Source organism: Secundilactobacillus paracollinoides (assembly GCF_001702155.1).
In the GTDB taxonomy this organism is placed as follows: domain Bacteria; phylum Bacillota; class Bacilli; order Lactobacillales; family Lactobacillaceae; genus Secundilactobacillus; species Secundilactobacillus paracollinoides.
This window is the reverse complement of record NZ_CP014912.1, coordinates 473,083-493,542: the sequence shown is the minus strand read 5'-3', so window position 1 is coordinate 493,542 and position 20,460 is coordinate 473,083. Positions and strand designations below refer to the sequence as shown.

The window sequence follows — 20,460 nt, the reverse complement described above, 5'->3', positions numbered from 1 at the left end:
TATTATTGGGGTGAACCTATTTTTGCTGTTTTTGATACTTTTCCATTGAACGGCCGCCTTGAATGGCCAGCAGATATTGGTGCGCGTATTGGTTGCGGGCGATGATCTTCCGTAACAGAAAGACCATCCCAATCACGCTGATATCGATGAGTAACAGGACAGTAAAGGCGATTCCAATAAACTTCAATACACTGAGAATGATCATCATGCGACATCCCTCGTTTCCATTAGAGTTGCGTTACGTAGGCGTTTGTGAGACCTGCTGGTAATGCGTTCACCACTGGGGTAAACTTATCGGTGGTTCGTTAATGGTTATAGAATAGCGTTGAAATCGTAAGGATTTGTGTCGATTTTTTAAAGAAATTCCTAATATTCTGTGGTCAAAGTGTGAAGACCGTGTTGCAATCATTCAAAATAAGGAAAGAGTTTGAATAAAGAGGAGAAATTATGGGACTTATCTTGTACGTCATCCTATTATGGGGCATTTATCGGGTGACCAGAAAGGCGTTTGAATTCGAGAAAACGAGTCGGATGGAACAGGTCATCATCCCGGGGTACTCGCTGATCATGTTTCTGGTGACAATGGACTGGAATGCGCCAAGTATTGGTTTGTTAGCGATTCTGGCAGTCGTTGCGTTTGGCATCGCGTGGTTTCAAGCCGCTGGAACGGAAATCAAGGTGACCGGTGAATTAGATCGGTATCATCGGCCAGAAGTCCTATTGAAGAAGAACTGGCAGTACGTGGTCGGTTGGGCGGCCGTTTTCTTGATCGGCTTTGCGGTCGGGGTGGTGCCTGCCGGCAAATTTAGTTTGACTGAATTGGCTTCTGAATTGGGACAGGAAGTGCGAGAAGACCTATTCACCTTTATGAAGTTCGGTAGCAGCTACGACTGGTACGTTTGGGCGATTTCAGGGATTTCCAGCTACGCCTACACCTGGCTGCTGAAACGGCGGGAACCGACCATTGAAAAAGCGTTGGCACATCAAGAATCGCGGCGTGGACGACGTAAAAAAGAGCCGAAGTAAATTCGGCTCTTTTTGTTTGACTGATTTTTAGTGGATCACAACCTTCGTCCCAACCGGTACGTGGGTGTACAGCCACTTCGCATCCGGGATAGCGAGTCGAATGCAGCCGTGAGAAGCCTTGTGACCCAATTTTTTGGCCTCTGACGTGATGTATTGCCCCTTGCCATTGATTGGCACGCTATGGAACAGGTAAGTGCCGTGGCCTTTCCATGAAACGTAGTAGCGGGCACCGCCCAGCGGACCGCCGAAACGAAGGCCGTGTTCGGCTTGAATGTGGTAGGTACCCTTTGGCGTCGGCGTGCTGGTTTTGCCGGTAGAACAGTTCATGATATAAGTGATTTTATTCTTGTAGTGAAAGTAAACTCGCTGGCGTTTTGTGCTGACGTAGAGCCAAGTGCCCTTATGCGTTTTGAAACTCGGGTAGGCTTTATTCTGCGACGGTTTGCGCCAATTGATCACCTTGGCGGTTGCGGCCTGTGCGGTGGAAGTTGAAGTGGCGGCCTTTAGGCTGAGACCGCCGATAAGCATACCTGAAGTGAGTACGAGTGTCGTTGCAACTTTAGTAATGGTCCTCATTTTAATCACATTCTTCCCCAGAAAGTATGTTGCTTTACAGTAATTATACCGCTTACATTATTGGCAGGACAATGGGTTAAATGGTTGATCTACTTATTTGAAGCTTTGCTGTTTAGGTCCGTTGCATTGCGCGATTTGGCACTCCGTTGCAGAGCGTGGAGACAGGCGCCTAGGGAGCGGAGCAGAAGTGAGTCTGACCGTAAAAGTCCGGGTTTGACTTTTGCGGTCAGACTCACTTCTGTAGTAGCCCCCTGCCTGTCGGAACGCGTTTCAGCTATGTTGCCAGAAATACTGGTAGGTCCGTTGCATTGCACGATTTGGCACTCCACCGAGAGTGGCTCGCGATGAAGCTAATTCGATTGTCGCTGTGCGCCACTCGAATGGATCTCCATCGTCTCGCATGTCACTAAATGGCCAAAGAACGGCCATTAAGTGACATCGACACCACGGTTCCGTGCCAAATCGCTCCATTCCACTGATAATCAGCATGTTTGTAACTTTAGGTTAAATAGCGAAAAGGGAATTAATGCCAGTTCGAAGATTATCCGCCCTCGACTGCGAAGCATTAATGACAGCGAACCTAGTTATGGAATCATTGCTGTATGCAAGTTTGCCGCTCAAGTTTCACTGCAGGTAACGTTCTGTTTCCAAAGTAGGAGGCAACACTTTTCTCCAGTGAATCGCAAATATCAGCGGAGTGGAGCCGGTCGGCATTGCAGGCAGTAGTGTCGGTATTAGTTTGCGAGGGTCCTTTCCTCGCTTACTAATACGGGAGACGTAGGAGATCCTTGAATTTCTGTAAGAAATTCAATAGCTCCGGAGCGACCCACTACAGCCTGCAGGGCCGACCGGCGCAACGCAGCGGTGGCTAACCACCAAACTGAATGATGCCAATAACAAAAAAAGACACCCACCAAAGTGAGTGCCTTGCGTAACATAACTATATGTAGGGCGGTATGTGGGACTCGAACCCACGCGTGCCGGAACCACAATCCGGTGTGTTAACCAAACTTCACCAATACCGCCATCACAGCAATAACAATTATAGCACACCCATTAATGCTGTGGCACACTTTTTTACATTATTTTGTATCAGGCGTTTCATTATCGGTCGTGTCTTCACCCTTTAAGAGTTCGAGGGCCTTTTGATATTCGTTAACGGTTTCTGAGAATGGGTCCCAAAAATTATCGTCAATGTCGGTGATCTTACGGACTTCAAAGCCCATCGCGGTGGGCATGATGTCGATCTCGTCGTTTTGGGCGAGCTTTAAGTCTTTAACGAGGTCTGCGGGTAGCTGCAGGAATAAGTTGCCGTCAGCATCGGCTTGAATTTTATTGGTTTGGGCGTTCATTTTTGTCCCTCCCGTGTGTAGTAGTTAACAGTATTATAGCGCGAATTGCAGACAGTTTGGAATAAAGTGTTTGAATTTCCTTTAAAGAATGAGGAGACCGCCAAATAAAAGGGGTGCGTCCTGATATTAAGACAGTTCAGCACAACTGTCCCATTTCGACGTCAAAGGCCTGTTATCACAGGGATAGCGTTTCGCATTGGGTTCAAAACGGGTAAGGGTGGGCATAGTTTCGCGTTGACAAATGAAAATTTGGTGAGTATTATTGAGCCAACTTAATTGAACGGCATTGATGGGAAGATTAAGCCAACCGAGCTTGTGAAGCGAGCGTCCAGCGATGGGAGGATGCCACGCCAGGTTAGCCGAAGATGAGCCCAGAGCCTTCGTTTGGTGCAAGCTGAACGGACGTTAGACCACGTTACCGGCCGCAACTTTACATGAAGTTGGTGAGGCAGTCAGTTCAAGCTGGCCGCAAACTCGGGTGGTATCGCGAAAACTTTCGTCCCGTTACTGGTGCAGACTAGTAACGGGCGGAAGTTTTTTGTTTGGTTAGGTGAATTTGGTTGTGTGTATAGAAGGGGTGGGTGTCATGAAGAAACGCATTCTTGCGTTATCCGTGCCGGCAGTTGCGATCGCATTAGTGTTAGCAGGCTGCGGCAACAGTTCAAGCAAATCGTCAGATAAGGTCCTGCAAACGACCGCGCAGGCCAACGTGGAAACGGTCGATCCAAACCGGGTCACCGACGTTGGCTCAGATCTGGCCGTCACGCAGACGGTTGAGGGGCTCTATAAGCAAAATAACAAGGGCAAGATCGTGCCGTCAGTCGCAAAGAAGATCGTGAAGCCGACTGATAATGGCAAAGTCTACACGTTTAATTTAAAGCAAACAAAATGGAGCGATGGGTCAGCCGTCACCGCACAGGATTTCGTTGCCTCGTTCCGGCGTCAAGTTGAGCCTAAGACCAAGTCACAGCGGGCCGCCCATTTAGAAGACCTCGTAAACTACTCTGGCGTTGCATCAGGGAAATTGAATCCCGACAAACTCGGCGTTAAGGCGCTGGGCAAGTATAAGCTGCAAATTACACTGAGTCACAAGGTACCCTACTATAACTACGTGTTAGCGACGCAATTGTTCCCAGTTAACCGCAAAGATTTGAGCAAGTGGGGGACTAAGTACGGGACCAGTTCCAAGTACGCTGCTGCCAATGGGGCATACGTCATCAAGGACTGGAACTCCTCAAAGGATACCTGGAACCTTGTGAAGAACAAGAACTACTACGGTGCCGGTCACGTCAAGATCAACAAGATCCACTTCCAAGTTGTGAAGACGCCACAAACTGGGCTGCGACTCTTCCAGAGCAAGAAGGTTCAAGAGACCCAACTCTCCGGGAGTTACGTTTCAATGGTCAAGAAACAGTATAAGAAGGACCTCGTTGTGTCGAAGTACGGCCAACAAGCCTTCCTGACTTGGAACAACTATGATAAGACTGCGAAGAACCTGAACCTGCGTCGTGCCATTAGCGATTCACTGAATCGAAAAGTGTTGGCAAGCGACGTGTTGAAGGATGGTTCACAACCAGCCAAGTCGATCGTGCCATCTGGCGAAGTTAAGGGCAGCAACGGGAAAGACTTCAACACCCAAGTGGGCAACGGGTTGGCTTACAACGCAACCAAGGCGAAGGCCTACTTCAAGCTGGCGCAAAAGGAACTGGGTAAAAAGAAGATCACCATTCAGTTGTTGACTGCTGATACGGATGCTTACAAGGCCGTTGGCGAATACATTCAGGCGCAAGCCCAGAAAGTCTTGCCTGGATTGACCATCTCCATCAAGTCCATTCCGCTGGAACAAGAGATCTCAGCATTCTCTGACCACAATTACCAATTCGGGACTTTGGGCTGGTCCACCGACTTCCCTGACCCAATTGATTACCTGAACATTGCTGCCAAAGGTGGGCAGATCAACTTCACCAACTGGACCAATGCCAAGTATCAAAAAGTCATCGATCAAATCAACGACACCAACGGTCAAACCGCTGCTCAACGGGTTAAACTGCAACAGAAGGCTGCTAAGATTCTGAACCAGGAGCAAGGGGTTACACCTCTTTATCAGTACGCTTCGGTGCACTTGGTTTCTAGTGATCTTAAGGGTTTGAGTTATCCTTTGATTGGGTATCAGAAGTATGAATATGTAAGCTGGAAGTAGATTTCGTTGCACTGCGTGATTTGGCACTCCACCGTGGTGGCTCGCGATTGAGCTAACTCGATTTCTGCTGCGCAGCTCTCGAGTGGATCTCAATCGTCTCGCATAATAGTAACCGACCGAAGTACGGTCGCTAACTATTATCGACACCACGGTTCCGTGCCAAATCACTCCGTTCCACTTACGTTCTGCTTACTAGATTCTCTTGTTAAAAATCAAAATGGCATTAAAACTAGTTCCTAGAGAATCCGCCCTTGACTGCAGGCCAACTATGGTCAGTGAATCCCTCGGCGGATGCGTGGGTAGCTCGACAGCTTCAGTGAGAAGCTTGGCAACAATCCGTTGCTTGATAGTAATTCGAACGCTGTGGTTCGAAGCTGACAAGGTGAGCAACGTATTCACTACGTTTTCTCTTAAGCATCATATTTCTAATTTCAAACACCTTAAACCAGAAAGGGGCCTTCATATGAAGCCTAAAATTGGGATTGCCAGTAATCATTTGATTCATCCTAACCCGCGATTTGATACCAACTACATTGATTACGTGCAGATTGGGTACGTCGATGGGCTTCGCCAGAGTGGGGCTCAGCCGTTTATTTTTCCGCTTGGGGCGCCTGAAGACGCTGCCGACTACATTGATACCGTTGATGGGTTGCTGCTCACTGGCGGGCAAGGGGTCACGCCGATTCTTTACGGTGACGAACCCATTCAGCAGGTTGAAGAAACTGACATCTATCGCGACCAGTTTGAGATTGCGCTGGTGAAGGCGGCGATTGCTGCTGGAAAGCCGATTCTTGGCATCTGCCGTGGCGAACAGATCATTAACGTGGCGCTCAACGGCACGCTCTATCAAGATATTTACGTGCAGGCTGGTGTTAACGGCAAGCATAACCAGTTGCCGACGTCGTGGGAGATTCCAACGCAGCACGTGACCACCACGACTGGTTCGTGGCTCAACACGCTGTTGGGTGACCGCTTCTTGGTGAACACGTTCCACCACCAAGCCATCCATGAACTGGGCGATAACCTCCAAGCCGTTGCTAAGAGTGATGACGGCATCGTGGAAGCCATTGAATCAACCGACAAGCAAATTTTTGCCGTGCAGTTTCATCCGGAAATGATGTTTGAAGCGCACCCTGAGTTTTTGAAAATTTTTCAACACCTTGTTGACGTGATTAACCAAAAATAATGCTGTTCTAGTTATAACTACGAAAAAAGTCGTCCCACTATTTTTCCTGGGACGATCTTTTATGTACTGGAAACGCCTTCGTAACGCTGTGCTTTTGCAACAACTGTTCATTTTCTGAAGATCATGTACACATGTAAGACAATGAAAATTAACAGCCAACTGCTGTCATATTTGAAAATAAGTGTTAAACTACCAAATGTACCGGTAAGATATCGAGTTGTGTGTTTTCTTCGATTTTTGAAAGGGGAAATTGATAGTGGCTAAGCGTTACGTTGTCACTAAACCAGACGAACATATTGTTCACCGGACGAACAGTATCCAAACTGTTACCCAGATCACGAAGCGGCCTAAGTGGGTCGTGGAGCAATATATAAATAGTGACAAGCTGCTGGATGGTTGGAAAATTGTCGACCAGGAAGACCAGCAAGCAAGCTAGTGAAGAAGCCCAGGTCGGATGATCTGGGCTTCTTTGTTTATGCTGATAGCATTTATTAATGCAGTATCTTGGAGTATTGCAAAGTCAAAAAAGATAACCCCAGGCACATAGGATTGCTCAATACAGTAATCTGCATCTACCCCATTCTGGGACCCAGCGTTAGTCCTTCACAAGTTATCTTCTTAGTGTGATTTTAAATGATTGTCCAGATTATCGTCAATTTAAAGGTAAAGTTAGTCCCGGTGGAGCGACATTTGTAACAGATCAATGATGCCAACGGATGAACTAGGAAACGCAAAGATCTGCTTCCCCAGATCATTCGCTGACATGCGGCCATTGATGATCAAGGTTAACAGGTTGATCAGATCTGGTGCGTCATTACCGATAATCTCGGCACCTACAAGATAGTTGTTCGCATCAAAGACCGCTTTCAGATCGGCATCTAGTTCATTCTTGTATTGGAAAGCCAGACGTTGACCATAGGGGATATCTTGAATGTAATACGTATCAGGGTCAGCTTCGGCAGCTGCCACACTAACGCCAACTTGTGCCAGTCGCGGCATGGTAAACACAACGGCGGGAATGGCTGGGTAATCGATTGGTGATGGGTTACCGAGAATTTGACCGGCAATGCAGTTGGATTCAAACGTTGCGGTGGGGGTCAAACGCGCAATTGGCTTGTCGATAACGTCACCGCTTGCGTAAACGGATGGCAAGCTCGTGCGTAGGTGGTCGTCCACTTCGATTCCGCGTCGATTAAACGCGATACCAACGTCTTCCAACCCAAGGTTTTCGACATTTGGTACCCGACCAGTTGCCCCTAACACGTAATCGGTATCGATGGTCAATCCGCTGTCAGTGATGGCTTGAAAATGGTCGTCCACCGGCACAACACGTTGCAGACCCTCACCAAAGTGGAAGGTCACACCAGCGGCCGTTAACTTAGCAACCAGCTGGTCAACGTGTTGCGTGTTAAACGCTGCTAGTGCCCGCGGGCCATATTCGACGACGTGGACGTCACTGCCCAACGCGGCTGCCATTGCAGCAAATTCCAACGAAATGATTCCTGCACCGATAAACGTGATTCGCTTAGGCATCGTTTCTAGGTCAAGGAATTCTCGGCTATCGTGCAAGTATTCTGCACCTTCAATTGGTAGTTTGGCGGGACGCTGCCCAGTGCCTAACACAATGGCATCGGCGGTATAGGACTTGCCTTCAACAGTCACTGTGTGGCCGTCAGTTAATGAGGCGTGGCCCATCATCAGATCAATGCCCATTTGCTTAAACAACCCAGTCAACTGCACACTTAGCGGGTCGATCACGTCGTGCTTGTAAGCCATGAGTTGCGACCAATCGATCTTAACGGGTTCATTGACACCTTTACCCTGATACTGTTTCAGTTGCTCGCTCAACTCAAACGGTCCGTCTAGTAAAATTTTGGCATCACAGCCGTAGTTTGTGCAGGTTCCGGCAACGGTGTCTTCTTCCATGATGGCCACGTTCTTACCAGCCTGTTTCAGTGCCACAGCGGCATGCCAGGTGGCGTGCCCACTGCCAATAAAGATAACGTCATAGTCCATGAGAATTCCTCCTAAAAATGTTTAATTGATCGTGCACGACTGAAATGGCCAAAATAATGGGACAGCCATACGGCGATCCCGTTTTAATCAATTAATTGTCTAGCCCGGTTTCAAATGCCGAAATCAGATCGTTGTTTAATGCCAGCGCTTGCTTGTACTGCTCTGGGGAGAGGTGATAGTTGGCAATGCAGTCGGCGAGCGCTTCAAAGATCGCGTCCTGTTCGTCATTGCCCTTATCAGTCAAAGAAACAATCAACTGCCGGCGGTCATTTTCCGGACGAACCCGGGTCAACCAGCCGTTCTTCTCCAGTCGCTTCAACAGTGGGGTGAGGGTGTTGCTGCTAAGCTTCAACTCATCACCCAGCTCGTGAAGGGTTTGGTTGTCATGTTCCCACAGGGACATCAGCACCAGGTACTGCGCATAAGTCAGCCCCAACGGCGCCAATGCCTGCTGATAAAATTTGTTAAACAACCGGTTCATGTTATAAACCGAAAAACACAGTAAATTCGTCAGTTGGATATCGTCGTTCATGTTGGGCCTCCTCTAATTTCTATCGTGCACGATAGAAGTAATATACCACGTTGTGTGATAAAAGGCAAAGTCGGTTTGATTTTTTTTTGGGGTGAGTGCCGATTGTTTCTTAAGTAACCGGCCCTATATTGCGCAGTCAGAAGAATAAGCGACCTACATTGAAATACAACTTAGGCCAAAAATCAGTAATAGATCACTGATTTTGAACCATTTACCAGAAAGAATGAGAAGCATTGCTAAAAAGAAAATAATAAGCAGTCGAGGGCGGATTCTCTACAAACTAGGGTTAACACCATTGTAATGCTTAACTAGTGGTGAAAAATAAGCTCAACGTTAGTGGAATGGAGCGATTTGGCACGGAGCAGTGGTGTCGATGGCACTTAGCGGAGGGGGTCTCTCCGCTTAGAGCCATGCGAGACGATGGAGATCCATTCGAGAGCTGCGAAGCAGAAATCGAATTAGCTTCATCGCGAGCCACCACAGCGGAGTGCTAAATCGCGCAATGCAACGGACTATCAACTGAGACTAAAAGACACAAAAAAACCACTAAAAGTCAACAAAACTGCTAACCATCAGTGGTTTTTAAACCCATTATTTTTTACTAGACTTCTTAGCCTTAGCACGTTTCTTGCTAGGCTTTTGGGTTTGTTCCTTGTATTCATCCAAATCAAGTACGATGAAGCTTAACCGCTGCTGACCATACAGCGCGATTTCGCTTGGGGCACTTGGCACAGGAATCTCAGTCGTGGTGGCAAGGGCCTCGCCAATGGCGTGGGCCGCTTTCGAAACGGCGTCATCTTCGTCGATGCCAAGGACTTTGACCTCAGGCACATCGGGGACGGTGATCTGGATTCTGTTCAGTTCGACAGTTGGATCAAAGACTACCGGGTATACTAGACGCTCAGCCATAAAAAATAGCCTCCTATAGAATTAAAACTAATGTCTCTATGATACCTAATTTTCGCCCTAAAGAGAAGTTTTTCGAGAAAATTTAAAAATTGGTTGACAGATTTGGCTGCGATTTTGTTTGTATAAGTGTAAGGCGTTGGCCAACAACTTACCAAATAAACCAATTTAGGAGCGATACTCATATGAACACGACATGGACTAAAACAACCTGACCCTGATGATGCGGACTGCTGACGATAAGTTGATTCGCCAAACTTTCAACAACCTGGTACAAGCACCTAGCGACAGCCAGATCAAGACCTTCGCCGGCGTTGTTGAAACGTTGACTGGCAACACCTTTGACCACGCAATCGTAACCACGACCGACGACGTTTCTGACATCGTTTTATAATAGGAGGACAATAACTATGGCTAAGAATTCATCAAAGAGCGTTTTGCAACTGATCTTCAAGGGTGAAGACGAAAAATTACACACCTTTAGTTTTAACAAGGCCGTGCCTGACCTGGACGAGGCTACTGTGAACAAAGCGATGGCAACTGTGACGTCACTTGACATGTTCCAAAAGGATGGGGTGCAACTCTACCTTAACGTGATCAGTGCAGCGTACGTTGACACAGTGACACGCGGACTCTTCGAAGTTTAAGCGTCAAGTCTGACCCACGGCCCCCGTTCATTTTCTGAACCATCTGCATGACGGCTTAAGGGGGTCCTGGTATGAATCATCTGTTACAAAAACGGTTGTTGTGCCTGCTGATGTTAGTGGCGGCGCAGCAACTACATCAAATGGAATTGGCTATTCTGGCATTGTCATTGTGGCCGATGAAATAGAAAAGCGCCTGGGAAGGGATTCCCGGGCGCTTTTTTGGTGCGCCCGGCATGGGCGCCAACTAGACGGTGAAAGTCCGTTGCGGGCCGTAGTAGTCGGAACCGCAAGTCAATGACAAGGGTGTCCATCGTGAGGTGGAATCTGAAGGAAGTCGGCGACAAAGTACCGCATTGATGTACAAGAATCAGCTATAAGGCTGTGTTGGTCGGACGAGGTTGCCAAACAAACCAAAGTCCAATACTACTCGAGGCCATCGCAGTAAAGCTGGCAATGACATGGTACGAAAGTGGGCGTTCTTACCCGGGGAGGCCTGTATCGTACGTTCCCGACAAGAGGCGCGCTAAGCGCCACAGGAACAAACATCGCAGTGATGTGGTGCAGAACGATACAGGAGTCAGCCGAGGCCATAGTAGTGGTATCTGCCACGAAGGGCTGAACAATAATAGGTCATCATTGATATTGGAGGTGGAGACAGTGCAACAACCGCAGAATACAGAAAAAGCTGACCGCCGGCGGACAGTAGGACTGGAAGCCCAAGAACAAGTCGGGGTGCGTAGCACTGACTCTGGTGAAAATACGATGATGAACGGCACTAAGTTTCAAGAGTTAGTCTTAGACCGAAATAACCTGAACGAGGCTTATCTTCGCGTCTGCAGAAACAAAGGTGCAGCAGGACTAGACGGAATGACCGTTGACGAACTGTTGCCCTACTTGAGGAAACATAAACAGGAATTACTGCAAGCTTTACAAAACGAGACCTATCGGCCTCGTCCCGTTAAGCGGGTTGAAATTCCAAAACCTAATGGTGGTAAACGCAAGCTCGGAATACCAACTGTGATTGACCGACTTGTTCAACAAGCCATGGCGCAAGTCATGGTGCCAACATTTGAGCGTGTCTTCTCAGATAATAGTTTTGGGTTCCGACCGAATCGAAGTGCTAAAGATGCCATTGATAGAGTGGTTCAGTTCTACAATCAGGGCTATCACTATGTCGTGGATCTCGATTTAAAAGCATACTTCGATACGGTCAACCACGATCTGCTTATTAAATTTATTGAGCAGTATATTACGGATCCATGGATACTGCATCTCATTCGTCGCTTCCTAACCAGCGGTGTCATGAATGGTGGTCTATTTGAACGAAGTGATAAAGGCACCCCTCAAGGTGGCCCCTTATCGCCACTTTTGGCTAACATTTATCTCAACGAACTGGATAAGCTGTTAACTTCCAGAGGTCATAAGTTTGTCCGCTATGCGGACGATTGTAATATTTATGTCCGAAGCAAACGTGCTGGAGAACGGGTTCTGACTAATGTTACTCGCTTTCTTGAAGGCGACCTAAAGGTCACCGTCAATGAGGACAAGACATCAGTAAGTTCGCCTCTGCGGGCCAAGTTCCTGGGATTTTCCTTGGGGGTTGGTCGAGGAGGTGCGTATGCGCGACCTGCTTGGCAGGCCAAGCAACGCATCAAGTCTGCACTCAGGAAAATGACCAAGCGCAATCGGGGCGTTTCGTTAAACCTGGTGTTTAACGAGATTCATCAAAAGATGCGTGGGTGGTTACAGTACTATTCGGTCGGGAAAATGACCAATTTTATCCGTCACTTAGACGAATGGTTGCGAGCAAGGATTCGCCAGTATATTTGGAAACAGTGGAAGAAGCTCAAAACAAAGGTCAATCATCTTGTAAAACTGGGGCTTTCTGGCACCAGTGCTTATACAATGGCCAATACCCGTAAGGGTTATTGGCGAACTGCGCATAGCAAGACATTGACCTATACTCTGACAAACAAAAGACTGGAACGCCTTGGACTCATCAATATGAGCAAGACACTCCAGTCAATACAAAGTGCTTAAATTATTGAACCGCCGTATACGGAACCGTACGTACGGTGGTGTGAGAGGTCGGTAATTGAATTAATCAATTACCTCCTACTCGATTACTATAGTGCAAATTTCCGGTAAAAATCAGAAATTTTGTATTACAGCACAAATTTTTGGTAAAAAGAGAAATCTTTGTAGTATAGTACAAAGATTCTGACCTGAATCCCAAGAGCGTATTCCTCGATTCCCACCCAATCTTCTTGGTACACTAAGGTTAACGGAACCGGCCCCAGACGCTCGAAGGAGTGATCATGATGGAAAACCGAGTTAACGAATCGCGACAAAACTTGCAGCAGTGCGAATTTGCGACCCAGTCGGAGCGGTTGACGCAGCGGGTGGCAAAATTGTTACACCTCCAACCCATTGAAACGGCCACGATTCACGGCGGTCATGGTCAGGAATGTGGGACTGTGACGCTGTCAGTGGCTGTCTAGCCAAGTGATCCCGATGACCAATTCCAGTGGTTCATGGGGGAGCAGGAACTGTTTACCCAGACAACGGATAAAATAAAACTAACCAACGTGCCTTTGGGACTAGACGGCGTGCATTTTCGTTGTGTGGTGGTGCGGGAGAGTAAGAAGGGCCAGCTCAGAGCAACGGCAACCACAACCCTGGCGATCAAGCCGCGGCTGCCGGTTATTCTTGCGAACCAGCCGCTGCATCAGGTGCCGGTCAACTCACCATTGTTTCTCAAGGTCCGAAGCACTTCGGAATACGACCAGGGCTACCAGTGGTACTTCAACAACGACCCGATTCACGGTGCGGTGAAGAATGAGCTCAGGCTGAATCGGTGCCAAACCCACAATACCGGCACGTATACGGTGGAAACGATGCGCAACAATCGTGCGGTGGCAACCAGCGTGGACGTTGTCGTGCGGGCGCCGAGCGACTAGTGTTCAAAAAATCGAAGTAAGAATATTAGCATTCAAGAATCAATCTGCGTATAATAGGCCTCAGTTATAACGATACGTCGTTGTAATGCTAACTTCATTGCGTACTGAAATACTTCCCCTGTATTTATTTCAGTAACAAGTAGTCCCCAAACATGTGGAAGGGAGTTCGAGAGAGCTCTCTTTTTTTGTAGAGTGCGGAAGAAGGGCGTTTAAAGGGTGGAGCCTAGTTGACTTTGACCGAAAAGGCCCGAACTTGGCCTTTTCGGTCGAAGTCGGCTAGGTGCAACCCTTTGCCCTTCTGTAGCACGTTTAGGCTAGATAGAAGTGGAGCACAATGTAAAGCGGGCCTTTGCAAAGAAAAAACTAGAAAACAGAGTGCAACACCACCCACGCCACACAAAAAGTTGCCCAAACCAAAACTTTCCTCTAAACTAAAAACCAGCAAATAAAAAATCAGGAGAAAAACAAATGCTCCAAATCCAAGCAATCAAAGTCGGCAAAGCCCTAGTCTACGGCTTCAAACCAACCTCACAAGTCGCCTTCATCAAAGAAGAGGTCGGCAAGCGCACCCTAAACGGCAAAGAAATCGCCTACGTCAAAATGCCAAAACAGATCCGAGTAGAAATTGTGTTGCCATACGGCTCAGAAATGATCAACGCAATCAACCACGAAAACGGGATGCCGGTTGAAGTCATCACTGAAGATGGCACCCGCTATCACGTGGGTGGGACTTTCCTCGGCCATGACCAGATCGATGATAATGAAATTCGGTTTGAATTGGTGGGGAGCGACTATCAAGTCGTTGAATAACTGCAATAAAAAAGTGACTCAGCAAGATACGCTGAGCCGCTTTTTTTAATATGAGCCCAAAACACTCATGAACTTCTACTATTTCGTAAGGTAATAATCAGGCAGATAGGAGTATGTGTTATTGCCATACCCGTTTAAAAGAATAATTTTAGTTGCTGGATCATATAGCGCGCCGTTCCAGATGTTTGTCGGGTTATAGTTTTTATTGATTTGAATAGCGGCAGGAAACTTCGAACGCGTAGTTGCATTCAATTTGTTAAAAGACTTGTAGCTTCCAAATGGTTTGACATCCAGTGTTTTATTATCTGACTTTAGAAAATAGGCTTTGTAATGTTTCGTGTTATTCGTGAAGTTAGCTGAGGGTGCATGTTCGCCGTTAAAGACGATATCAACGGCATATTTTGGACTGGATTTCTTCCAGTAAATGGTTGATTCACTCTTATAGACAAATGCCCTGAAATCATTATATGGATCTAGTTTGTTTCTGGTAAGTGTCGAAGTTTGGACAGTAATGTCACTCGGACCACCGATGATTTTACCCTGCGCAGTCACACCTGCTTCTGTCAGGCTGGAAACATGCAGGGACGGGTAACCTGTTTTGAAGTTCTTTGCCAAAACCCAGCCATTAATGTCATCCGCGGGCGATATTGCCTTGATTCGGTAATAGGTGTTTTTGCTAGTGGTTAGCTTGTAATAAACTCCGAGTGAGGCATATCTATATTTAGAAATAGAAACATTTTTACCTTTCTTGGTCGCTAAATAGCTCTTGGAATGGTTGTTGATAAACGTTCCGTTGCCAACGAAGTGAGCGCCAATATTGGGCATATCCGTAATTTTAGACTTTGCCGAGGCGTCTACTGGTTTGATGGTAGCAACGGATAGACCTAAGACCATTGCTGCAACAACACCCGCGATAACACGTTTTCTCATACTAATTTCCCCCTGAAATCAATCTACGTTTCATAAGTTAAAGTATACGCCGATTTTCCCAACAAATTCCAGTTAGATAGTGGTGCTAAAGATTTTGAGTTTTAAGATACGTATTTATGGTTTGAAACATTTTCTTAGCATTAAGTCCACGTCCTTCAAAACGGGATTCAATAAGGCTATGATGCATGCTAACAAGCTTTTTTAATTGAGTAGGTTCTGTTAAATAATCGAGTTTAAGCTGCTGGGTATATGACTGAAGCACTAAATCGCGTTCAATATTTGATAAGGTGCTAAAACCCATTCCTAAAAGTGTCGCAGTCTCTCGCAATGAAAGACCAATTCGCTCACGAGTGGCTTTTATTTCGGCGGGTGTTAGAAAATTAAACTGTTTGCGATATTCGGCGAAGTCTGCGTGAATATTGAAATCCGGATCGGTTTTCGGCTCCAGATAGTTGTCGCGATTACTGATATCAGCGTTTATCGGGACCCAATAGCGATGCGTATTCATGACGGTTTCTTCTGCGACCTGTGCCTTTTCTTCTAGTTCGATGACGTTGTAGTGTTCATCCTTGTCCGTTACAATATTATGATATTTAATTTGTGTTGTTGGGTTAATCATTGGTGAATTCTCCTTTATTTTCGTCTAACTTTATCCAGCTATCGTCTACCATCTTTTCTGTTGGGTGAAATGATTCGATTAGAGTCCCACCTTCGCGGACATCAAATTTCACATAGAAGTCTATTTGACTAATGTAAACCACAAATTCAAAAACCTCAGTATTTTTTAGCCAATGATGCGCATGCGGGCCACGAAAGAATTTTGCCATTTCTAAGTGAGTGACAGCTTCAAACAGAACTTTTTCATAAGTCACATTATGCGCGGATAGATAGGTTCTAGATTTAGCGTGCAAATTACTATCAATGCGTTTAGTGGCATAATCATATTCAATCTGTTTAATGATTAACGGTATGAGTTGTCGATACAAGTTATCGGTATGCATTTCCTTTTCTCCTTGTTATTGTACAGTAACAGTTCTAAAATGCCAACTCTAATGATTTTGAGTCGATTATTGCTGACAACAATAACTACGTAATAAAAAATTGGGAGAACGGAATTCTTTGCAAAGACTAATTTATGATTCAGTACATGTAAAAAATTAATTTGAATGTAGTGTGGTAAAAATCATTCTAACTGATATTATTAAGGACGTTAATCTTATTGTTCTGTAAAAAATATTTGATCTTAGTTAAGTTTGAGAAGGCAGTTCAGCAGTCAGAGCAACAAACGAAAGGGGGAGACGAATGCAGCAAGTATATCAGGTGGGAAGCCAATTTGATTCAGAAGTGGCACTGAACCAGAAATTGACGTTTGACGCAGCCAAAATGAAATTCCTTCAGTCTAGTATCGCTTTCGACGAGAAAGCCTTACAGCTCTTTCATGATCAGGATTACAATAATGCGGCCTTGCTGCTGAGCGACCAGTGCCAAGAAGTGACTAAAGTCGCAGTATTTGAGGGGAAAGAAGTTGACCAATTCTTGGACAAACGTGCGTACACTGGGTCAATCGTGACGCAAATTGATGCGACTTTAAACTATCTAGATTCAGCAAACCACCGACGAGCCATCATTACGGGTGAAGCGCAACGCAGCGAGCGACAAGATTACCCGGAAACAGCGATCAGAGAAGCAGTCGTGAATGCGTTCATCCATCGCGATTACATGTTGCATTCAAACGTGAAGGTAGAAGTATTTGATGATCGGTTAGAAATTTTGTCACCAGGCGGTATTCCTCAAGGGTTGATCATTTCTGATATTGAAAATGGTTTAGTGGCAGCGCGTAATCCTCGGTTGGTACATATTCTGGATAAGATGGGTTACTTGGAAAATTATGGGACTGGCTTAAAACGGATAGTTAAGGCTTATGCGCAATCGGATTTACGGCCGGAAATTAAAGTGACTGAGAATTCGTTTTTGGTAACTTTGCCTAATTTGAACGGGTAAGGATTCGAAAATTAATCTTGAGATAATAAAACACCCCTGCACTGGAAAAGCCTGCAAGGGTGTTAATTTTTAAAAATCAATTACTGAGTGCAATGCTTTTGGGTCTTCATCCAGTAATTGGAGTAATCTCTTAGCACTGCCAGTTGGGTTACTTTTACCACTTTCCCAGGATGAAACTGTTCGTGGTGAGACATTTAGCATGGCCGCAAAGACAAACTGGGTCGCTGGGATTGATGACCTGATATTCTTAATTCGTTCAGGTGTGAATTCAGGCATATTTATAAAGCAATGTGTTTCTATTTTGATGTTTTTATCGCCATCTAAGTAGGCTTCTAATTCATGTAAGCTTTTTTCTAGTGTTTTTGACATTTTTTTGCTCCTTTACGTGGAGTTTCAGTATCATCGGTTTGTTGCAGGGTTTAGTATACATGAACTAATAGTCTGTTGTGCTAATGATGCACTGGGATGATAGCGACAAAAAAGCCATCCGTTAATTACGGGTGGCTTACGTTCTTTATTGTCTTTCTAGGCAAGATAGCCTAAACGAGCTCCGGAAAACTGAGGGCTCCTGCCTAAGCAACTCTGACAAAAATGCCAAAACCCAGGCATTTCTGCCGGAGTTACTTAGGCTCCGCCCTCAACCCGTTTTCCTCCGCTCTCTCTAACTAAAATGCGGCACAAAATGCCCCACAACCACCATAACCAACTGAACAACAGCCAGCACCGCCGCGCTGCCGCCCATTACGCCAAACAGATAAGCTTCCCAGCGTTCCGAACTTTTCCGGTGATAGAAGATGACTGCGCAACTACTGCAGACGATCGCTACCGCAATAAACATCATAAAGATTGACCAACGCAACGCTTGAAGCCTCCTTGATATTAAAAATCGCTAAATTTCTAATAAGAAGTATAGCACCATAGACTAACCGTAACGATTACATCAAAGTTACTATTTTGTTTCATTTCGCGTTAACAGGGCTTCGGGGTACATGTCGGCGATGTAGGTGTGGATCTGGTTCAGCATGTGCTGGGTCGATGGGGTCTTGGCCTGCACGGATGAGGTGACCAGCACGATGGACCGGTAGAACGTGTGCTCAAAGGGGTAGACCACGACGTCGCCGATGATTTTTTGCAGCGCCAGCTCGGGGAGGATGCCCAGGCCGAGGCCGGCTTCCACCATGGCGACGATCGACTGGTCATCGATGGAGAAATGGATCAGGTTGGGCTGAATCCCGTAGTAATCCAGCGTGGCCTTGGTATCCCGGTCGTAGTCGCCGGGTTGCAGGATGAAGTCGAAGTCGGCCAGGTCATCCTTGGTGACGGAGTGGCGGTTCTCGGGGACGAAGCCCTTTGGTGCCACACAGTAGATCTCATCTTGAATCAGACTGTCGACGATCAACCGGTCCTCGTGGACGGGCAGGACGACGAAGCCGATGTCCAGGGTGCCGTTTTTAACGTCACGGACGATCTGGTCGAAGCCGGATTGACTCACCGAGATGTCGATGCGCGGGTACTGTTTCTTGAATGCCTGAATGATCGGCGGCAGCCAGTTGATGCAGACGGACGAGAACGCGCCGATGCGGATGAGACCGGAATTTAGACCGTTGATGTTGTCAGCTTCCTGTTGTAAGCGGGCAACATTGTTGAGAATTTCTTGAATAATCGGTAAAATGAGCTCACCATTAGGGGTCAGCTCGGCGCCGGTCCGGGAGCGCACGAAGACGGGAAAGCCCAGGTCGGATTCGAGCTGGGTCACCGAGTGGCTGATGGCGGATGGCGTGACGTTTAATTTGAGGGCCGCTTTCTGGAAGGTACCTTCCGAAACGACCGTGCTGAAGACTTGGTACGCAAATGGCAGCATTTGATCAGTCCTTTTTAGTTGAAAACGATTCATCTATACGTGAAAAATGTGAACTTTACTAACGTTATGGGTCAGTATAGCATACTACATAGGAAGAAATTCGATAACAATTGGTTACACTGGAGGTTGAGCAGATGGAAAACTTATTCGCAGACCGCGTCCACCCGGAAACGGCATCTCGTTTGGCGGGGCTGTTCCCGGTGATGGATTACGATGACGCAATCAAATTTACGGCGGGTGCCCCGGCAGAGAACCTGTTTCCAAGTGATGAAATGAAACAGGCGTACCTGGCGGCCATGGCGGCGGAGGGCGACCATACCTTCCAGTACCACACGGTGGAAGGGCCGTACGAGCTCCGTGAGCGGTTGGCAAAACGCGCGCGGGAACGGATGAAGATCACGGACGCCAAGCCAGAAAACGTGATGCTGACGGCGGGCGGCCAACAGGGTATCGACCTCGTGGCCAAGCTGTTATTGAACAAGGGTGATGCCATGGTGGTCGAGGCGCCAACGTATGTGGGAGCGCTAGCGTCGTTTGATATGTATGAACCGACGTACTACGAAGTCAATCTGGAAGCGGACGGGATGGCTATCGACCAGCTGGAGACCCTGTTGCGGGCGCACCCGGATATCAAGTTCCTGTATACCGTGGCGGACTTCCACAACCCGGGCGGCGTGACCCTGTCGCTGGCAAAGCGCCAACGCTTGGTCGAACTGGCGAACCAGTATGATTTCATGATTCTGGAGGACACCCCGTACCGCGACCTGCGCTATGTGGGTGAGTCGCTGCCGACCATCAAGTCGTTTGATACGGAGGGCCGCGTGATCTTCCTGTCGAGTTTTTCAAAGGTGCTGATGCCGGCGCTGAGACTGGGGTGGCTGGTGGCGGATGAGAAAGTCTTGAAGCAGCTGTATAAGCTAAAGGAGGGTGCCGACCTGGAGGTGCCGAACCTGACAGCGGCAGCCGTGAACAACTTCCTGGCCAACAATAGTCTGGATGACCACATTGCCAAACTCAATCAGGAATATCTGATCAGACAGCAGGCCATGCTGAAGGCTATCGCAACGTATATGCCAGAAGGCGTGACGGCAACGAAGCCGGAGGGCGGTTTCTTCACGTGGGTGACGGTGCCGGAATCAATCAATACAACGGACTTGCTGTATAACGAGGCAACGCCGAACCAGCATATTGCCTACGTGCCGTCAAAGAATTTCTATGCGTATAAGGATCATACAAACGGCATGCGCCTGAACTTCACCGGCCTGACGCCAGCCCAAATAGATGACGGCATGAAACGGCTGGGAACTCTGTTGGCAGATAGGTTAACTAAGGTTATCAATTAGTTTTTCAAAAATATTATTCCAACTACTAGTAATTCTTGGAATAATAGGTATAATAGAAGTGTCCTATAAATTGATTTATGGATTGTGGTGGTGACAAGCCCCTTTCTGTAAGGA

24 protein-coding genes and 1 tRNA gene are annotated in these 20,460 nt (G+C 47.0%); 12 read left to right on the top strand and 13 right to left on the bottom strand.

The features are described 5' to 3' along the window. Positions 1–16 precede the first annotated feature (16 nt). The gene (locus AYR61_RS01990) at positions 17–208 is read right to left on the bottom strand and encodes a hypothetical protein (RefSeq protein WP_054710295.1); all 192 of its coding nucleotides are present in this window, start codon (positions 206–208) and stop codon (positions 17–19) included. 239 nt (positions 209–447) lie between these two features. On the opposite strand from AYR61_RS01990, the gene AYR61_RS01985 reads away from it, so the two are divergent. Beyond that, positions 448–1,026, top strand: a complete 579-nt coding sequence (locus AYR61_RS01985; protein ID WP_054710300.1) for a hypothetical protein — start codon at positions 448–450, stop codon at positions 1,024–1,026. A 27-nt stretch (positions 1,027–1,053) separates the two neighbouring features. Here the strand turns inward: AYR61_RS01985 and AYR61_RS01980 are convergent, their stop codons facing one another. From AYR61_RS01980 to AYR61_RS01970, 3 genes are all read right to left on the bottom strand, one after another. Next, positions 1,054–1,602, bottom strand: a complete 549-nt coding sequence (locus AYR61_RS01980; RefSeq protein ID WP_054710303.1) for a L,D-transpeptidase — start codon at positions 1,600–1,602, stop codon at positions 1,054–1,056. A 950-nt stretch (positions 1,603–2,552) separates the two neighbouring features. Continuing rightward, a tRNA-His gene (locus AYR61_RS01975) sits at positions 2,553–2,627 on the bottom strand. Positions 2,628–2,684: 57 nt separating this feature from the next. After that, on the bottom strand, positions 2,685–2,954 hold the full coding sequence (locus AYR61_RS01970) for a hypothetical protein (RefSeq protein ID WP_056987587.1): 270 nt from the start codon (positions 2,952–2,954) through the stop codon (positions 2,685–2,687). Positions 2,955–3,540: 586 nt separating this feature from the next. On the opposite strand from AYR61_RS01970, the gene AYR61_RS01965 reads away from it, so the two are divergent. The 3 genes from AYR61_RS01965 to AYR61_RS01955 all read left to right on the top strand — a co-directional run bounded on the left by AYR61_RS01965 (position 3,541) and on the right by AYR61_RS01955 (position 6,776). Next, complete coding sequence (locus AYR61_RS01965) at positions 3,541–5,154, top strand: peptide ABC transporter substrate-binding protein (protein WP_065901374.1); 1,614 nt, start codon at positions 3,541–3,543, stop codon at positions 5,152–5,154. Between the two features lie 463 nt (positions 5,155–5,617). Further along, positions 5,618–6,340, top strand: a complete 723-nt coding sequence (locus AYR61_RS01960) for a gamma-glutamyl-gamma-aminobutyrate hydrolase family protein (RefSeq protein ID WP_065901372.1) — start codon at positions 5,618–5,620, stop codon at positions 6,338–6,340. Between the two features lie 256 nt (positions 6,341–6,596). Then, positions 6,597–6,776 (top strand): hypothetical protein, encoded by a 180-nt coding sequence (locus AYR61_RS01955; RefSeq protein ID WP_056987589.1) that lies wholly within the window; start codon positions 6,597–6,599, stop codon positions 6,774–6,776. A 233-nt stretch (positions 6,777–7,009) separates the two neighbouring features. Here AYR61_RS01955 and AYR61_RS01950 read toward each other — a convergent pair whose 3' ends face one another. The 3 genes from AYR61_RS01950 to AYR61_RS01940 form a co-directional block, all read right to left on the bottom strand. Then, a complete protein-coding gene (locus tag AYR61_RS01950) occupies positions 7,010–8,356 on the bottom strand; it encodes a dihydrolipoyl dehydrogenase family protein (RefSeq protein WP_065901369.1) in 1,347 nt (448 codons plus the stop codon). Positions 8,357–8,447: 91 nt separating this feature from the next. Then, positions 8,448–8,888: a MarR family winged helix-turn-helix transcriptional regulator gene (locus AYR61_RS01945; RefSeq protein WP_054710316.1), complete on the bottom strand. Its 441-nt coding sequence runs from the start codon at positions 8,886–8,888 to the stop codon at positions 8,448–8,450. A 591-nt stretch (positions 8,889–9,479) separates the two neighbouring features. Then, on the bottom strand, positions 9,480–9,797 hold the full coding sequence (locus AYR61_RS01940; RefSeq protein WP_065901367.1) for a hypothetical protein: 318 nt from the start codon (positions 9,795–9,797) through the stop codon (positions 9,480–9,482). Between the two features lie 217 nt (positions 9,798–10,014). Between AYR61_RS01940 and AYR61_RS15100 the strand changes: the two genes are divergently transcribed. From AYR61_RS15100 to AYR61_RS01915, 6 genes are all read left to right on the top strand, one after another. Then, positions 10,015–10,188 carry a DUF1659 domain-containing protein gene (locus AYR61_RS15100; RefSeq protein WP_156319308.1) on the top strand — a complete coding sequence of 58 codons (174 nt, stop codon included), beginning with the start codon at positions 10,015–10,017 and terminating at the stop codon, positions 10,186–10,188. A gap of 16 nt (positions 10,189–10,204) precedes the next feature. Beyond that, on the top strand, positions 10,205–10,441 hold the full coding sequence (locus AYR61_RS01935; RefSeq protein ID WP_054710322.1) for a DUF2922 domain-containing protein: 237 nt from the start codon (positions 10,205–10,207) through the stop codon (positions 10,439–10,441). 657 nt (positions 10,442–11,098) lie between these two features. Further along, positions 11,099–12,481: a group II intron reverse transcriptase/maturase gene (ltrA, locus tag AYR61_RS01930; RefSeq protein ID WP_065900954.1), complete on the top strand. Its 1,383-nt coding sequence runs from the start codon at positions 11,099–11,101 to the stop codon at positions 12,479–12,481. A 278-nt stretch (positions 12,482–12,759) separates the two neighbouring features. Further along, complete coding sequence (locus AYR61_RS01925; protein ID WP_156319309.1) at positions 12,760–12,942, top strand: hypothetical protein; 183 nt, start codon at positions 12,760–12,762, stop codon at positions 12,940–12,942. Positions 12,943–12,975: 33 nt separating this feature from the next. Further along, on the top strand, positions 12,976–13,401 hold the full coding sequence (locus AYR61_RS01920) for an immunoglobulin domain-containing protein (RefSeq protein WP_065901366.1): 426 nt from the start codon (positions 12,976–12,978) through the stop codon (positions 13,399–13,401). Between the two features lie 468 nt (positions 13,402–13,869). Continuing rightward, positions 13,870–14,211, top strand: a complete 342-nt coding sequence (locus AYR61_RS01915; protein WP_065901363.1) for a hypothetical protein — start codon at positions 13,870–13,872, stop codon at positions 14,209–14,211. Between the two features lie 78 nt (positions 14,212–14,289). Here AYR61_RS01915 and AYR61_RS01910 read toward each other — a convergent pair whose 3' ends face one another. From AYR61_RS01910 to AYR61_RS01900, 3 genes are all read right to left on the bottom strand, one after another. Further along, positions 14,290–15,141: a hypothetical protein gene (locus tag AYR61_RS01910; protein WP_065901360.1), complete on the bottom strand. Its 852-nt coding sequence runs from the start codon at positions 15,139–15,141 to the stop codon at positions 14,290–14,292. A gap of 85 nt (positions 15,142–15,226) precedes the next feature. Continuing rightward, complete coding sequence (locus AYR61_RS01905) at positions 15,227–15,760, bottom strand: helix-turn-helix domain-containing protein (protein ID WP_054710337.1); 534 nt, start codon at positions 15,758–15,760, stop codon at positions 15,227–15,229. After that, positions 15,753–16,142, bottom strand: coding sequence for a hypothetical protein (locus tag AYR61_RS01900; RefSeq protein ID WP_054710340.1), 390 nt, complete (start codon positions 16,140–16,142; stop codon positions 15,753–15,755). The genes AYR61_RS01905 and AYR61_RS01900 overlap by 8 nt, the downstream gene beginning before the upstream one ends. 301 nt (positions 16,143–16,443) lie before the next feature. Here AYR61_RS01900 and AYR61_RS01895 point away from each other — a divergent pair, with 301 nt between their 5' ends. Beyond that, positions 16,444–17,142 (top strand): ATP-binding protein, encoded by a 699-nt coding sequence (locus tag AYR61_RS01895; protein WP_056987591.1) that lies wholly within the window; start codon positions 16,444–16,446, stop codon positions 17,140–17,142. 69 nt (positions 17,143–17,211) lie between these two features. Here AYR61_RS01895 and AYR61_RS01890 read toward each other — a convergent pair whose 3' ends face one another. The 3 genes from AYR61_RS01890 to AYR61_RS01880 all read right to left on the bottom strand — a co-directional run bounded on the left by AYR61_RS01890 (position 17,212) and on the right by AYR61_RS01880 (position 19,003). Next, positions 17,212–17,511: a helix-turn-helix domain-containing protein gene (locus tag AYR61_RS01890; protein ID WP_065901357.1), complete on the bottom strand. Its 300-nt coding sequence runs from the start codon at positions 17,509–17,511 to the stop codon at positions 17,212–17,214. Positions 17,512–17,803: 292 nt separating this feature from the next. Then, positions 17,804–18,001: a hypothetical protein gene (locus AYR61_RS01885; protein ID WP_054710352.1), complete on the bottom strand. Its 198-nt coding sequence runs from the start codon at positions 17,999–18,001 to the stop codon at positions 17,804–17,806. A gap of 90 nt (positions 18,002–18,091) precedes the next feature. Next, positions 18,092–19,003 carry a LysR family transcriptional regulator gene (locus AYR61_RS01880; protein ID WP_056987592.1) on the bottom strand — a complete coding sequence of 304 codons (912 nt, stop codon included), beginning with the start codon at positions 19,001–19,003 and terminating at the stop codon, positions 18,092–18,094. 134 nt (positions 19,004–19,137) lie between these two features. Here AYR61_RS01880 and AYR61_RS01875 point away from each other — a divergent pair, with 134 nt between their 5' ends. Further along, entirely contained in the window at positions 19,138–20,346 is a 1,209-nt protein-coding gene (locus AYR61_RS01875; protein WP_065901355.1) for an aminotransferase-like domain-containing protein, read from the top strand. Positions 20,347–20,460 lie beyond the last annotated feature (114 nt).

Bases quoted from the DNA above. Each gene is read 5' to 3' on its own strand.
- AYR61_RS01990 (WP_054710295.1), bottom strand. From the start codon at position 208: ATGATGATCATTCTCAGTGTATTGAAGTTTATTGGAATCGCCTTTACT.
- AYR61_RS01985 (WP_054710300.1), top strand. From the start codon at position 448: ATGGGACTTATCTTGTACGTCATCCTATTATGGGGCATTTATCGGGTG.
- AYR61_RS01980 (WP_054710303.1), bottom strand. From the start codon at position 1,602: ATGAGGACCATTACTAAAGTTGCAACGACACTCGTACTCACTTCAGGT.
- AYR61_RS01970 (WP_056987587.1), bottom strand. From the start codon at position 2,954: ATGAACGCCCAAACCAATAAAATTCAAGCCGATGCTGACGGCAACTTA.
- AYR61_RS01965 (WP_065901374.1), top strand. From the start codon at position 3,541: ATGAAGAAACGCATTCTTGCGTTATCCGTGCCGGCAGTTGCGATCGCA.
- AYR61_RS01960 (WP_065901372.1), top strand. From the start codon at position 5,618: ATGAAGCCTAAAATTGGGATTGCCAGTAATCATTTGATTCATCCTAAC.
- AYR61_RS01950 (WP_065901369.1), bottom strand. From the start codon at position 8,356: ATGGACTATGACGTTATCTTTATTGGCAGTGGGCACGCCACCTGGCAT.
- AYR61_RS01945 (WP_054710316.1), bottom strand. From the start codon at position 8,888: ATGAACGACGATATCCAACTGACGAATTTACTGTGTTTTTCGGTTTAT.
- AYR61_RS01940 (WP_065901367.1), bottom strand. From the start codon at position 9,797: ATGGCTGAGCGTCTAGTATACCCGGTAGTCTTTGATCCAACTGTCGAA.
- AYR61_RS15100 (WP_156319308.1), top strand. From the start codon at position 10,015: ATGATGCGGACTGCTGACGATAAGTTGATTCGCCAAACTTTCAACAAC.
- AYR61_RS01935 (WP_054710322.1), top strand. From the start codon at position 10,205: ATGGCTAAGAATTCATCAAAGAGCGTTTTGCAACTGATCTTCAAGGGT.
- AYR61_RS01925 (WP_156319309.1), top strand. From the start codon at position 12,760: ATGATGGAAAACCGAGTTAACGAATCGCGACAAAACTTGCAGCAGTGC.
- AYR61_RS01920 (WP_065901366.1), top strand. From the start codon at position 12,976: ATGGGGGAGCAGGAACTGTTTACCCAGACAACGGATAAAATAAAACTA.
- AYR61_RS01915 (WP_065901363.1), top strand. From the start codon at position 13,870: ATGCTCCAAATCCAAGCAATCAAAGTCGGCAAAGCCCTAGTCTACGGC.
- AYR61_RS01910 (WP_065901360.1), bottom strand. From the start codon at position 15,141: ATGAGAAAACGTGTTATCGCGGGTGTTGTTGCAGCAATGGTCTTAGGT.
- AYR61_RS01905 (WP_054710337.1), bottom strand. From the start codon at position 15,760: ATGATTAACCCAACAACACAAATTAAATATCATAATATTGTAACGGAC.
- AYR61_RS01900 (WP_054710340.1), bottom strand. From the start codon at position 16,142: ATGCATACCGATAACTTGTATCGACAACTCATACCGTTAATCATTAAA.
- AYR61_RS01895 (WP_056987591.1), top strand. From the start codon at position 16,444: ATGCAGCAAGTATATCAGGTGGGAAGCCAATTTGATTCAGAAGTGGCA.
- AYR61_RS01890 (WP_065901357.1), bottom strand. From the start codon at position 17,511: ATGTCAAAAACACTAGAAAAAAGCTTACATGAATTAGAAGCCTACTTA.
- AYR61_RS01880 (WP_056987592.1), bottom strand. From the start codon at position 19,003: ATGCTGCCATTTGCGTACCAAGTCTTCAGCACGGTCGTTTCGGAAGGT.
- AYR61_RS01875 (WP_065901355.1), top strand. From the start codon at position 19,138: ATGGAAAACTTATTCGCAGACCGCGTCCACCCGGAAACGGCATCTCGT.